The sequence below is a fragment of the Streptomyces sp. Pv4-95 genome (genome assembly GCF_045782725.1).
Taxonomy (GTDB): domain Bacteria; phylum Actinomycetota; class Actinomycetes; order Streptomycetales; family Streptomycetaceae; genus Streptomyces.
Window position 1 is genome coordinate 3,221,464 of record NZ_CP127172.1, and the last position, 12,207, is coordinate 3,233,670.

11 protein-coding genes are annotated in these 12,207 nt (G+C 71.8%); 4 read left to right on the forward strand and 7 right to left on the reverse strand.

Annotation, left to right across the window (positions count from 1 at the left end):
- Positions 1-112: 112 nt before the first annotated feature.
- The 4 genes from QOM21_RS14140 to QOM21_RS14155 all read right to left on the reverse strand — a co-directional run bounded on the left by QOM21_RS14140 (position 113) and on the right by QOM21_RS14155 (position 5,102).
- Positions 113-1,327 carry a hypothetical protein gene (locus QOM21_RS14140; protein ID WP_407550249.1) on the reverse strand — a complete coding sequence of 405 codons (1,215 nt, stop codon included), beginning with the start codon at positions 1,325-1,327 and terminating at the stop codon, positions 113-115.
- 21 nt (positions 1,328-1,348) lie between these two features.
- On the reverse strand, positions 1,349-2,287 hold the full coding sequence (locus QOM21_RS14145) for an N-acetylneuraminate synthase family protein (RefSeq protein WP_407550250.1): 939 nt from the start codon (positions 2,285-2,287) through the stop codon (positions 1,349-1,351).
- A 62-nt stretch (positions 2,288-2,349) separates the two neighbouring features.
- A complete protein-coding gene (locus QOM21_RS14150; protein WP_407550251.1) occupies positions 2,350-3,690 on the reverse strand; it encodes a cytidylyltransferase domain-containing protein in 1,341 nt (446 codons plus the stop codon).
- Positions 3,691-3,743: 53 nt separating this feature from the next.
- A complete protein-coding gene (locus tag QOM21_RS14155) occupies positions 3,744-5,102 on the reverse strand; it encodes a DUF6716 putative glycosyltransferase (RefSeq protein WP_407550252.1) in 1,359 nt (452 codons plus the stop codon).
- Positions 5,103-5,289: 187 nt separating this feature from the next.
- Between QOM21_RS14155 and QOM21_RS14160 the strand changes: the two genes are divergently transcribed.
- From QOM21_RS14160 to QOM21_RS14170, 3 genes are read left to right on the forward strand one after another with little or no spacing between them, the layout of a single operon-like run.
- Positions 5,290-6,267, forward strand: a complete 978-nt coding sequence (locus QOM21_RS14160; RefSeq protein WP_393894575.1) for a glycosyltransferase family 2 protein — start codon at positions 5,290-5,292, stop codon at positions 6,265-6,267.
- A complete protein-coding gene (locus tag QOM21_RS14165) occupies positions 6,267-7,613 on the forward strand; it encodes an alpha-2,8-polysialyltransferase family protein (RefSeq protein ID WP_407550253.1) in 1,347 nt (448 codons plus the stop codon). Before QOM21_RS14160 ends, QOM21_RS14165 begins: the two co-directional genes overlap by 1 nt.
- Positions 7,610-8,824: an acyltransferase family protein gene (locus tag QOM21_RS14170; RefSeq protein ID WP_407550254.1), complete on the forward strand. Its 1,215-nt coding sequence runs from the start codon at positions 7,610-7,612 to the stop codon at positions 8,822-8,824. Before QOM21_RS14165 ends, QOM21_RS14170 begins: the two co-directional genes overlap by 4 nt.
- A gap of 183 nt (positions 8,825-9,007) precedes the next feature.
- Here the strand turns inward: QOM21_RS14170 and QOM21_RS14175 are convergent, their stop codons facing one another.
- A complete protein-coding gene (locus QOM21_RS14175; protein ID WP_407550255.1) occupies positions 9,008-10,405 on the reverse strand; it encodes a gluconate:H+ symporter in 1,398 nt (465 codons plus the stop codon).
- A gap of 101 nt (positions 10,406-10,506) precedes the next feature.
- The gene (locus QOM21_RS14180; RefSeq protein WP_407550256.1) at positions 10,507-11,022 is read right to left on the reverse strand and encodes a gluconokinase; all 516 of its coding nucleotides are present in this window, start codon (positions 11,020-11,022) and stop codon (positions 10,507-10,509) included.
- 133 nt (positions 11,023-11,155) lie between these two features.
- Between QOM21_RS14180 and QOM21_RS14185 the strand changes: the two genes are divergently transcribed.
- Complete coding sequence (locus tag QOM21_RS14185) at positions 11,156-11,857, forward strand: FadR/GntR family transcriptional regulator (RefSeq protein WP_407550257.1); 702 nt, start codon at positions 11,156-11,158, stop codon at positions 11,855-11,857.
- 29 nt (positions 11,858-11,886) lie between these two features.
- Here the strand turns inward: QOM21_RS14185 and QOM21_RS14190 are convergent, their stop codons facing one another.
- The gene (locus tag QOM21_RS14190; protein ID WP_393894581.1) at positions 11,887-12,099 is read right to left on the reverse strand and encodes a hypothetical protein; all 213 of its coding nucleotides are present in this window, start codon (positions 12,097-12,099) and stop codon (positions 11,887-11,889) included.
- Positions 12,100-12,207: the final 108 nt, after the last annotated feature.

The following is a 12,207-nucleotide window of genomic DNA, read 5'->3' on the forward strand; positions in this document are numbered from 1 at the left end:
GGGCCCCGCGGGGCAACTGTCTCTCGATCAACAAAAGTTCAGCCCGTTAGGGGAAGAAAATCTAGGCCGCCCGGCGCATGGACCGATGGCGGCAGGGGTATGACCTATGGCTTCATCCGGCTGCCACCTGCTGGGTGAAGGGCAGTCGCTGCACGTCGCGGGCGGTGCCGGTGACCCCGTCGAGGAAACCTTGCGCGCGCGGCGACGCCGTGCTCGTCAGCCACGCCGGATCGACATCGCAGACGGCGACCTTCACGCCCGTGCCGAGCAGGGCCAGCGGCAGGGTGTGCACCACGGTCGAGGGGAAGCTGAGGATCAGCCGTCCGATGGGGCCACGCCGGGCGATCAGCTCCAGCGGCAGATCGGGGCGTACGACCTCCAGGCCGGTCTCGGTGGCGAGCCGGTGGAGCTTGTCGGCGCTCTCCCGGCGGTGTGCGAAGTAGCGGGTGGCGCCGTGCGTACGCGACAGGGCGCGCACCGCCTCCAGGTACCGGTCGGCGTCCACCACCCCGGTCTCGACCAGCGAGGTGCCGACGAGGTCGGTGCCGCGGGTCAGCCGGGGCGGGCCGAAGCGGCTGCGGGTCCAGGCGAATTCGTTGGTGGTGACGTGCACGCCCGGCGGCGCGTCGACCGGCATCGAGCTGAAGAGTCCGACGGTGCGCCGACCGCCCTCGGGTTCCGGGGTGAGCCGGCGGCGCGCGGTCGCCGAGAAGGGAGCGAAGACCAGGTCCCGCGCGCCGCGCCCGCTGCCGTGCCGGTGCCAGCGCACCAGCCGCTCGCCGCGGGCGAGTTGGCCGATGAACTCCATGGTGGCGGTGCCGTCGTCGACGACGACCAGGTCACGTGCCCGGGTGAGGGTGAGCAGCAGCTGGACGTAGCGCGAGAACGGGTCGCCGATGACGATGCGGCGGGCGCGGCGCAGCAACGGGGCGAGGCCGCCGATGGTGCGCACGGGGGCGGTGGGGCCGCCGCGGGCCTCTTCCCAGCGCACCGTGTGGCCCTCGTCGCGGGCGAGTTCCGCCATCCGGCGCAACTGGCCGCGGGTCATCGGGTCGTGCGGCGAGAGCACCACGAGGGTGAGCGCCTCGGCCCGCGCGGTGTGGGCCCACTCCAGGACGTTGAGCAGCTGCACCGGGCTCTCCACGAAGGCGAGGGTGCCGCCGGCCTCCGCGGCACCCGCGCCGGCCCGGACGGTGGACGGCGCGCGCCTGCCGCGCTGCCGGGGCACCCCCAGGAGACGGCGGGCGGGAGTACCCGCCGTCTCCTGGGGCGGGACCTGCGCGCCGGGCACGGACGGCTCGGCGCGGGTCCCCTCGGGTGAGCTCACGATGGGCGTCCCGTCGTCCGCTCAGACCGAGGCCGGCTCGCGGTCGGCGTCGGCCGCCTCCGTCTCGGCCACCACGCCGGTGACGCGGCGCAGCTTCTTCATCGGGCCGAGCTCGCTCTCGTAGACCTTCTTGACGCCGTCACCGAGGGACTCCTCGATGGTGCGGATGTCGCGGACCAGGCGGGACAGGCCGCCGGGCTCGACCGAGGCGGCCTGGTCGGAGCCCCACATGGCGCGGTCGAGGGTGATGTGGCGCTCGACGAAGGTGGCGCCCAGGGCGACCGCGGCGAGGGTGGTCTGCAGGCCGGTCTCGTGGCCGCTGTAGCCGATCGGGACGTTCGGGTACTCGTCCTGCAGGGTGTTGATCATGCGCAGGTTGAGCTCCTCGGCCTTGGCCGGGTAGGTGCTCGTGGCGTGGCAGAGCAGGATGTTCTCGCTGCCCAGGACCTCGACGGCGTGCCGGATCTGCTTGGGGGTGGACATGCCCGTCGAGAGGATGACGGTGCGGCCGGTGGCGCGCATGGCGCGCAGCAGCTCGTCGTCGGTGAGCGAGGCGGAGGCGACCTTGTAGCAGGGCACGTCGAACTTCTCCAGGAAGGCGACGGACTCGACGTCCCACGGGGAGGCGAACCAGGCGATGCCGCGCTTCTTGCAGTACTCGTCGATGGCGCGGTAGCCGTCCTCGTCGAACTCCACGCGGTGGCGGTAGTCGATGTAGGTCATCCGGCCCCAGGGGGTGTCGCGCTCGATGTCCCACTGGTCGCGCGGGGTGCAGATCTCCGGGGTCCGCTTCTGGAACTTCACCGCGTCACAGCCGGCGTCCGCGGCGGCGTCGATCAGCGCGAACGCGTTCTCCAGGTCGCCGTTGTGGTTGATGCCGATCTCGCCGGTGACGTAGACGGGGCGGCCGGGGCCGGCGACGCGGTCACCGAGGGAGCGGAGACGGGAGTTGGTGCTCATGGGGAGGTTCCTTCTTCGTGGGTGATTCGTGGGTATGGGGTGTGAAGGGTTCGAGGGGTGGTTCAGAGGGACGGGCCCAGGAGCCAGGAGGCGATCTCGCGGATCGCGCCGCTGCCTCCGGGCGTCGCGGTGACCGCGCGGGCCGCGCCGCGCACCACGTCGTGCGCCCCGGCGACCGCCACCGGCCAGCCGACGAGGTCGAAGCACGGGAGGTCGTTGACGTCGTTGCCGACGTAGAGGACGCGCTCGGGCGCGATGCCCGCTTCCTCGCACCACTGCTTGAGGGCGAGGTCCTTGCGGTCGATGCCGTGCAGGACGGGCACCTGGAGCTTGCGGGCCCGTGCGGCGACGACCGGGTTCTTCTCCGAGGACAGGATCAGCAGCTTCAGCTCCGCCTTGCGCAGCGCGGCGATGCCGAGGCCGTCGCCGCGGTGGACCGCGACGAGTTCCCGTCCGTCGGCGTCGATCAGCACCCGGTCGTCGGTCTGGGTGCCGTCGAAGTCCAGTACCACCGCGTCGACGTCGTCGGTGGTCGGCAGGTGGGTGGCGAAGTCGGTGGGGGCGCCGGGGCGCGGGGCGTCCAGCAGCGGCGCGAGGGCGCGGGCGCGGTCGAGGTCGTGCGGGTCGTCGACCTCCAGCACCCGGGCGGGGTCGGTGCGGACGGGTTCGGTGCGGCCGAAGAAGCGGTGCCCGCCGGCGCGGAAGCCGGCCGCGTCCATGGCGTAGGCGGCGCCGGTCTCCAGCAGGTCCTGGGGGCGGTCCTGGCGGCGGGGCCGGAAGGACTTGTCGTGGTTGACGCCGTAGCCGCCGGCCGTGGTGACGGTGGCCGTGGCGGTCCGGGGGCCCGCCGCGGATGCCGCGACGGCAGGGGCGGGGGTGGCCGCGCCGCCGACGCCGGTGACTTCGCTGCCCGCGTCGTCGGCGGCGTCGCGCCAGACGAAGCCGTGGAAGGGCGCGACGGTCAGCGCGCTGTCCGCGCCGCCCTCGACGACCGCGGCGGCGACCCCGTCGATGTCCTCGGGGACGAGGAAGGGGCTGGTGCACTGGACGAGGAGGACGGTGTCGACCGGTGTGCCGTGCTCGGTCTCGTAGCCGTCCATGGCGTGCAGGACGGCGGCCTCGCTGGTGGCCGTGTCGCCGGCGATGTCGCCGGGCCGCCGTATGACCACCGCTCCGGCGCCGCGGGCGGCGGCCGCGATGCCCGCGTCGTCGGTGGAAACCACGACGTCGGTCACCAGGCGCGCGGCGCGGCAGGCGCGGATCGCGCGGACCACCAGGGGCACTCCCCCGACGGTGGCGAGGTTCTTGGCGGGCACGCCCTTGGATCCGCCGCGGGCGGGGATGACGGCCACCACGGTCGGCCTGCCGGGCCGACCTGGCCGGTCCTGCGGAATGTGCGGCATTTCGGGCTCCTTCCGGGGGCCGTGCGGGCTCCGGGGGCTGACGGACGGGGTGCTCACAGCTGCCCCCAGCGGCGGATGGCGGGGGCCACGCGCTGCACGCCGTGGCGGTAGGCGCCTCTGGCGGCCTCGCGGACGGTGTCGCGGGCGACCCGGCGCAGTCCGCCGGCCTGCTCTGGGGCCTCCGCGTAGCCGGCGACCGGCGCACCGTGCGGGTCCAGGCCGTGGCGGGCGAGGATGCCGGGGAGGTAGCCGGGGGCGGTGCGGGGTGTGTAGTACGGGGTGATCGGCGGCAGCCGGTCGGCGGTGCGCAGGGCGGTGACCCGGGCGTGGGCCGCGTCGAAGGCCCTTGCGTACGCGTCGTGGTCCGCTGCCGGGGACGCGGGGGCCACGCCCTGGCGGGCGAGCCATGCCGGGTCCGGCTCCGGGCGGTGTCCGGCGTCCAGCTCGTCCCAGGAGGCCAGGCAGCCGGAGCCGAGGAAGTGGTGGTTGCCGAGGACTTCGCGGATGCCTAGGTCGGTGAGGACGGCGGTGGGGATGCCGCGGTGCAGGGATTCCAGGGCGGCGGTCGAGCTGACGGTCACCATCAGGTCGGTGCCGTCCAGGACCTCGCCCATGTTCCCGTACACCAGGCGGCAGTTGGCGGGCAGGCCGCCGGGCACCTTGGCGGCGAGCTTCTGGTAGGGCAGTTCCTCGATGTGCGTGGTGTGCTCGCCCGGCTTGCTGCGGAGCTTGATCAGCACCTCGCGTCCGGGGTGCTTGCGGGCGTGCTCAACGGCCCTGCCCAGCAGGTACGTCCGGTCGGCGCGGCTGTCCGGTACGGACGGCTGGGCGGCGAACACCACGGTATAGGGGTCGTGTCGGCCGGTGTAGCGCTCACCGCCGAGGAAGGGCAGGGCGCATTCGACGACGCTGCCGTCGTCCGCGCCGACACCGCGGTAGACCTCGCGGAAACGGTCCGCGTCCTGCCGGGAGTTGGCGAGCACGACATCGGCGCCGTGCCGCAGCAGCAGCCCGTCGGCGAGCTTCTCGTAGACCACGCCGACATAGCCGGTGACGACGACGGGGCGGCGGATTTCCTCACCTGCCGGGGTCCCGGCCCCCTGCCAGGCACGGGCGAGGCCGTGCAGCATCGCCTGCACCGCACCTCCTACGCAGGCCAGCACGATGACGTCGTAGCGCGTACGGTCGATGGACCGGACGAAATCGACGCCCCGGATCTCGCGCAGCGAGTCCGCACGGGCGCCGACCTCGTCGAGCTGGCGGACCGTGGGGGTGGCGCGGCCGCGGAGGAGATAACCGTCGAGCCGGATGTCCGATTGGAGCCGGTACGCTGTCAGAGCGCCCCATTTCCACCGGGTATCCGAGTCGGCGAGCACGGCGACCCGCGGCGAGGAATTCGTACGTGTTGGCACGTCGATGACGCTAGGAAGGCATTCCGGTCAGCGGGCCAACTGGGTCGCAACAAAGGGTTAACAGCGGGTCGACGAATGACGAACCGGGTCGCTTATCCGCCTGGTTAACCATCCCGCCATTCTTCGTTCACCCTGTGGCCCGCACCCGGTAAAGACGAATGCCGGGTCCGCGCCTAACGTCACCCGGGTGGTTAAGCTCTCCGTCATCGTGCCGTTCTACAACGTGCAGACATACGCGCCCGACACTCTGAAAAGCCTGGCAGCGAACGCCCGCGAGGACTTTGAATTCCTGCTCGTCGACGACTGTTCGCGCGACGAGACCCCGGAGATCCTCGCGCGCGCCGAGCGCGAGCTCCCGGGCGCCCGACTGCTCCGGCACGAACAGAACGGCGGTCTCGCCACCGCCCGCAACACAGGACTGGACGAGGCCCGCGGCGAATACATCGCCTTCCTCGACGGTGACGACTGGCTGGCTCCCGGCTACTACCGGGAACTCCTGGGCGCCATCGAGGAGTTGGAGTGCGACTTCCTGCGCACCGACCATGTCCAGTGCACCGCCCGCGCCCGCACCGTCCATCGGGTCCCGCACGGCCGGCGCGGCGTCGTCATGGACCCGCGCAGCCTGATCCTGCCCGCCGACCGCTCCACCTCCGTCGACTACGCCTTCGCCTGGGCCGGTATCTACCACCGCAGGCTGCTGGACGACGGTCTGCTGCACTTCACGCACGGCCTGCGCACCGCGGAGGACCGGCCGTGGATCTGGCGGCTGCACCGCGAGGCGCGCTCCATGGCCGTGGTGGGGCAGCTCGGCGTCTTCTACCGGCGGGGGGTCGCGTCCTCACTGACCCAGATCGGCGACGTACGGCAATTGGACTTTATTCGCGCGTTCGACCAGGTGATCGAGGAAACCGCGCGGGACCGCGATGCGGACGTTCTCCTTCCGAAAGCGGTGCGCACCTATTGCGCGATCATTTCTCACCATCTCGGCTCGATCGAACGGTTCGAACCGCAGGTCGCCAGGAAACTGCGCTCGATGAGCGCCGCGGCCATGAAACGCATGCCGCAGGACGTACTGAAGGAAGCACTGAATTCGATGGATGTGCAGCGCGCGTCCCGTTTGCGGCGGCTGCGCCGCCGCCCCGCCCAGGTGGAGGTCGCGGCCTGATGCCCAGCCGAGCCACCACCCAGATCTTCATGGCCTCCACGCTCTATGGCGCGGCCACCCTGGCCGCCGCGCTGGACGCCGACCGCTTCGAGCCGGCCGACCGGCGCCTGCTGCTGCTCAGCAACAACGCCACCACCCCGGAGACCACCGCGTCGCTGGACACCATGCCCGGCTTCGCGCGGCTGCGCGGCCGCTTCGACCGGGTGCTGTCGTGGAACGACACGATCAGCCCCTTCCACCCCGGCGGCTGGTCACCGCGCGCGGACGATGTCCCGTTGTGGGAGCGGCACTTGCGGCTGCTGTGGGGCCTGGGCGACGACCGGGTCGAGCTGATCGTCGAGTCCATCCAGGTCAACCCGGCGCTGGCGCTCGCCCAGTTGTTCCCCGACGCGCCGATCGACGTCTACGCCGACGGGCTGATGAGCTACGGCCCGACGCGCAACAAGCTCGACCCCCTGGTCGGCACCCGCATCGGACGGCTGCTGCACCTGGACCTGGTGCCGGGCCTGAAGCCGCTGCTGCTGACCGAGTTCGAGGTCGCGGCGCAGACCGTGCCGACCGACTCCTTCACCAAGGTACTGGCCGAACTCGGCGACGACAGCGGCCCGTTGGACGTGCCCGAGGGCGGGGCCCTGCTGCTCGGCCAGTACCTCTCCTCGCTGGGCATCCTCACCCCGCAAGAGGAGGAGGAACTGCATGTGCGGATGGTGCGCGGCGCCGTCGCGCGCGGCCACCGCGAGGTGGTCTTCAAACCGCACCCGTCCGCGCCGGCCCGCTGGTCGCGGCTGCTGGAGCGGGAGGCCGAGAAGCTGGACGTCGAGCTGACCGTGCTGGACAGTCCGGTGCTGGCCGAGGTGCTCTACCAGCGGATGCGGCCCGCTCTGGTCGTCGGCTGCTTCTCCACCGCGCTGCTGACCGCCGCCACCTTCTTCGACCTGCCGACCGCGCGGACCGGCACCGAGCTGCTGCTGGAGCGGCTCACGCCGTACCAGAACAGCAACCGCGTCCCGGTCACGATCGTGGACGCGCTGGTGCCCGACCTCGACGACCGGAGCGCGCGGCCGCATGCCGCGCAGGACATCCAGGGCCTGGTCACCGCCGTCGGCTATGCCATGCAGCACCAGATCTACCCGCAGTTGCGGCCCGCCGCCGAGCGCTACCTCGCCGCCCGGCTCGACCAGGGCACCTGGCGTTACTTCAAGCGCCGCCGGCTCACCTCGCTCGCACTGCCCGGTGCGATCCCCTCGCAGCTGTCGTTCCTCCCCCGCAACGCCACCGTGCGCCGGGTCGCACGCCGGGCGCGCGCCGTGCAGCGGCGGCTGAAGAAGCGGGCCGTCTTCGGATGACCGCGCAGCTGACGGCCACCGCGGCTCCCCCGGAGCCGGACCGGATACCCGACGGCGGCGGCGTCGCCACCCGGCTGACACCGCCACCCGCGCGAGGCCCGGTGCGGCTTCGCGCACTGGACGGGCTCCGGCTGCTCGCCGCCCTGATGGTCGCCGCGTACCACTACGGCGGGCGCGACGGCGAGATATCCCAGGCCTGGGGCGGCTCTCCGGCACAGCAGTTCCCCACCGCCTCCGGCCTGTTCGCCTACGGCTGCCTGGGTGTGCAGATCTTCTTCGTGATCAGCGGCTTCGTGATCTGCCTCAGCGGCTGGTCCCCGCCCGGCGACCGCCGCTTCCTCGCATCAAGCTCCCCGCCCGGTACGGCACGGCTGCGGGCCTTCCTCGCCTCCCGCGTCTCGCGTCTCTTCCCGGCGTACTGGGTGGCGATTCTCCTGGTCACCGCGGTGTTCGCGCTGCCCTGGGTGGCCTACGAGGCGCTCGCGCCCAGTGACGTGCTGACGAATCTGACCATGCTCCAGGAGCCGCTCGGGGTGGACCGGGTGCTGGGCGTGTGCTGGACGCTCTGGGCCGAGATGCGTTTCTACGCGCTCTTCGCGCTCTGCGTGGTGCTCCCCGGCGCGACGCGCGGCCGGGTCGTGCTGTTCTGCGCGGGCTGGACGCTGGCCGCGGCGCTGGCGCAGGCCGCCCACCAGCCGGTCCTCGACATCGTGCTGATGCCCGAGTACGCCCCGTACTTCGTCGGCGGCGTGGGCCTCTACCTCCTGCACCGCTTCGGTGCCCGCGACCCGATCGCCTGGGCGATCGTGCTGGTCAGCTGGCTGATCGGCCAGCACTACGCGGTCGCGCGGCTGTGGCACGCGCAGTCGGCCGACGGCTTCTCCTACCGCTCGGCGGCCGGCATCGTCGCCGTCATCACCCTCGGCTTCGCACTGGTCGCGGCCGTCGCCCTGGGCAAGATGCGGTGGGCGAACTGGCGTTGGCTGACCGTCGCGGGCGCGCTGACCTACCCGTTCTACCTCGTGCACGAACACCTGGGCTGGGTCGTCATACGCGCACTGCACCACGGCGTCGGACTCCCCTCGTACGCCACGCTGCTGCTGGCCGTCGGGCTGATGCTGCTGCTGGCCTGGGTGCTGCACCGGTGCGTGGAACGCCCGCTGACGCCCCTGCTGAAACGGTGGATCAACCCGAAACGGCCGGCGGTCTGAACGACGGATGCGCACTCCGCCCCAAAGGCGTGCGGCCGCGCCGGCGGATGTTCGCCGGCACGGCCGCACGGAGGGAACGGGCACCTGAGGGGGGTGGGGTGCCCGGGGCGGGAATCGCCCTGAGGTAAGGGGCCGGGGCCTGTCTTCACGCCGCCGCGCAGGCGGGAGGCGAAGACGGGCTCCCTAGAGCACCAGGGACAGCAGCAGGACGCACACGATCCCGACCACCGAGATCAGCGTCTCCATGACCGACCAGGTCTTCAGGGTCTGGCCGACGTTCATGCCGAAGTACTCCTTGACCATCCAGAAGCCGGCGTCGTTGACATGGCTGAAGAACAGCGAGCCGGAGCCGATGGCGAGGACCAGCAGGGCGCTGTGCGTGGTGCTCATGTCCGCGGCGAGCGGGGCGACCAGACCGGCGGCGGAGATGGTGGCCACCGTCGCGGAACCGGTCGCGAGTCGGATCGCGACGGCGATCAGCCAGGCCAGCAGCAGCGCCGAGATGTTCCAGTCCTTGGAGATCTCCAGGATCATCTGGCCGACGCCGGAGTCCACCAGCGTCTGCTTGAAGCCACCGCCGGCGCCGACGATCAGCAGCACACCCGCGATCGGGCCGAACGCCCTCTCGACGGTGGTGGCGATCCGGCCCCGGGTGAAGCCCGCGGCCCGGCCCAGCGTGAACATCGCGACGAGGACGGCGGTCAGCAGCGCGATCAGCGGCGAGCCGACGACGTCGAAGATCCGCTGGGTGACGTTCTCGGGGTCGTCGATCACGATGTCGACCAGCGCCTTGGCCAGCATCATCACGACCGGGAGCAGCACGGTGGCGACGGTGGTGACGAAGCCGGGGCGCTTCTCCAGGTCCTCGGAGGGACGCTGCGGGACCATGTTCTCCGGCGGGGCGATGTCGACCCAGCGGGCCGCGTACCGGGAGAAGACCGGACCGGCGATGATCGCGGTCGGGATGGCGACGACCACGCCGAGGGCCAGGGTGATGCCGAGGTTCGCGCCGACCGCGTCGATCGCGACGAGCGGGCCGGGGTGCGGCGGGATCAGCCCGTGCATGACGGACAGGCCCGCCAGCGCCGGGATGCCGATCCGCATCAGCGAGAAGTTGCCGCGCTTGGCGACCAGCAGCACGACGGGGATCAGCAGCACGATGCCGACCTCGAAGAAGATCGGCAGCCCGACGATGCCGGCGATCAGCACCATCGCCCAGGGCATCGCCCGCCCACTGGCCCTGGCCAGGATGGTGTCGACGATCTGGTCGGCGCCGCCGGAGTCGGCGAGCAGCTTGCCGAGGACCGCGCCGAGCGCGATCAGCACACCCGTCCCGGCGACCGTGGTGCCCAGGCCGGCCGAGAAGCTGGCTATCGCCTTGTCGAGCGGCGCACCGGCCACGGCGCCGAGCACCAGCGAGCCGATGATCAGCGACAGGAAGGCGTGCAGCTTGAACTTGGTGATGAGCAGGACGATGACGGCTATGCCGGCGAGGACGGCGATGCCCAGCTGCGCATGACCGGCCGAGGTGATGGGCTCGGTCGCATCCGCTGCGAGCATCTCGACGCTGAGATGTGTCACGGCGATTCCCTTGGTTGGACGGAGGGGGGAAGGGGGATTGCTGCGGTGCCTGTGGGGGGGTGGGGATTCGGTGGCGCGGAGGCCGGGGCCTTTCGGGCGGTCTAGGTGGCCGGCTCCAGCCGTCGCAGCGCGGCGACGGCCCGCTCGGCGATCTCCTGCGGTGTGCCGGACACGTCCACGGCCACACCCGTCTCGTCGGAGCCGAGCGGTTCGAGGGTGGCGAACTGGGAGTCCAGCAGCGCGGTGGGCATGAAGTGGCCCTTGCGCTCGGCCATCCGCTCCTCGATCAGCGCGCGGTCCCCGGTGAGGTGGAGGAGGACCACCCCGGGCGCGGCGGCACGCAGCCGGTCGCGGTAGGCACGCTTGAGGGCGGAGCTGCTGACGACGCCGCCCTTGCCGGCCCTCTCGTGCGCCCAGGCGCCGATGGCGTCCAGCCAGGGGCCGCGGTCGTTGTCGTCCAGCGGGGTGCCCGCCGACATCTTGGCGATGTTGGCCGGCGGGTGGAAGTCATCGCCCTCGGCGTAGGGAATGCCCAGTTCGGCGGCGACGAGCGGGCCGATCGTCGTCTTGCCGGTGCCGGCCACTCCCATCACGACGATGACGTGGGGGGTGCTCATCCCGAATACCTCGCTGTCTTCATTGACCTCGTGCGTCGCCCCACTGAAACCTATTAGGTACGACGTATTCAAGAGTCTGTGATGCAAACGTCATACTTAATCTCGGCCAGAGGGGAGAACGTAGGCTTGGCCCATGGAGAACGAGGGGAAGGGGCTGCACGCCCGGGTGCTGGAGTCCCTCGGACCCGCGATCACCGCGGGGGACTACCCTCCGGGCACGGTCTTGCGCACGGACGAGCTGGAGGAGCGCTTCGACGTCTCCCGCACGGTCATCCGCGAGGCGATCCGGGTCCTGGAGTCCATGCAGCTGGTCGCCTCAAGGCGACGCGTCGGCGTGACCGTACGGCCCACCGAGGAATGGAACGTCTACGACCCGCGGGTGATCGGCTGGCGGCTGGCCGGCCGGGACCGCCCCCGGCAACTGCGCTCCCTGACGGTCCTGCGCTCCGCCATCGAGCCGGTCGCGGCGGGTCTGGCCGCCACCCACGCCACCCCCGCCCAGTGCGCCGAGCTCACCGAGCACGCCATGGGCATGGTGGCCACCTCACGCGGCCAGCAGCTGGATGCCTACCTCGTGCACGACACGGCCTTCCACCGGGTGGTGCTCCGCGCCTCCGGCAACGAGATGTTCGCCCGGCTCGGCGATGTGGTCGCCGCGGTGCTGACCGGCCGCACCCAGCACCATGTGATGTTCACCGACCCCGACCCGGCCGCGGTCACCCTGCACGTCCAGGTCGCCGAGGCGGTACGCACCGGCGACGCGGCACGCGCCGAGTCCCTCACCCGCGAGATCACCGTCGGCGCGATGGCCGAACTGGACGTACTGGCACCGTAGTCGGCCGCCACCGCCGCGCGGCGCCCGGTTCAGAACAGTGGCTGCTGGCCCGGGATCGGCGGCGCCTCGGGGTCGAAGAGCTTCTCCGCCGGCGCCATCATCGGAGCCATCCGCCGCGACCCCGGGCAGGAGATCAGCTCCAGGCCGGTGCGCCGCCCGGGCGGGTCGTGACGGGCGAAGCGGCCGCCGACAACGGCGATCTCTCGGGTGCAGACGGGGCACGTGCGGCGGGGTGAGGACATGACACCAGTGTGACGCAGCCCGGTTCCGCGCCGGCCGGGTCCCCGGCCGGCGGCCACCGCAACGGGTGACCTCGGGAAGGCCACACGCGACTCGCCCTTCCGGGCTCG

Excerpts from the sequence above, each read along its gene's own strand:
- QOM21_RS14145 (WP_407550250.1), bottom strand. The coding sequence starts at position 2,287 with ATGAGCACCAACTCCCGTCTCCGCTCCCTCGGTGACCGCGTCGCCGGC.
- QOM21_RS14150 (WP_407550251.1), bottom strand. The coding sequence starts at position 3,690 with ATGCCGCACATTCCGCAGGACCGGCCAGGTCGGCCCGGCAGGCCGACC.
- QOM21_RS14165 (WP_407550253.1), top strand. The coding sequence starts at position 6,267 with ATGCCCAGCCGAGCCACCACCCAGATCTTCATGGCCTCCACGCTCTAT.
- QOM21_RS14170 (WP_407550254.1), top strand. The coding sequence starts at position 7,610 with ATGACCGCGCAGCTGACGGCCACCGCGGCTCCCCCGGAGCCGGACCGG.
- QOM21_RS14180 (WP_407550256.1), bottom strand. The coding sequence starts at position 11,022 with ATGAGCACCCCCCACGTCATCGTCGTGATGGGAGTGGCCGGCACCGGC.
- QOM21_RS14185 (WP_407550257.1), top strand. The coding sequence starts at position 11,156 with ATGGAGAACGAGGGGAAGGGGCTGCACGCCCGGGTGCTGGAGTCCCTC.
- QOM21_RS14190 (WP_393894581.1), bottom strand. The coding sequence starts at position 12,099 with ATGTCCTCACCCCGCCGCACGTGCCCCGTCTGCACCCGAGAGATCGCC.